General features: G+C 55.3%; 1 pseudogene. It reads right to left on the reverse strand.

The annotated features are described in order from the left end of the window. Positions 1–45 precede the first annotated feature (45 nt). Positions 46–503: pseudogene (locus H3S97_RS08325) on the reverse strand (hypothetical protein); the annotation flags it as partial.

The raw sequence follows: 503 nt of genomic DNA on the forward strand, positions 1-503 counted from the left end.
GGCACTCAGCCTCGCCCAGCCTGAACCCCCACGTGTCCGTCCCTTTCACCAGGTCATCGCCATTCGTGCCCTGCCCCTCCACAATGGGATTGCTGGGTCCTCGCCGTAGAGAACGACCTTGTTGGGACGCGCGGCATCCTTGGAGGGCATGCACTCACCACTGATTACCGGATCAAGCTTGGTCGTATACACGCTTCCAGAAGCATCCAAACCGGCATCAGCATCGTTTTCGATCTTGGTGATCGTAGGATCATCAGGACGAGGCACGTCATACTTATAAAAGGCGCTATTGATCGTCCAGCCCGCAGAGATATTCGTATCCTTCTCCACGGTGGACATACCATCGTTTATCCCTACAAGACCAGCGCTCTTGGGGTTGTACACTTCAGGGCTGACGGTACAAGCGCTGCCATCCCGATTCGTGGTGACAGGCCAGGTGACCATCTTGAAATAGCCGTCAAGATCCTGCTTCTCCTTGGCCTCCTTGAAATCAATCCCGCCAT

The organism is Bifidobacterium choladohabitans (genome assembly GCF_016102005.1).
In the GTDB taxonomy this organism is placed as follows: Bacteria; Actinomycetota; Actinomycetes; order Actinomycetales; family Bifidobacteriaceae; genus Bombiscardovia; species Bombiscardovia choladohabitans.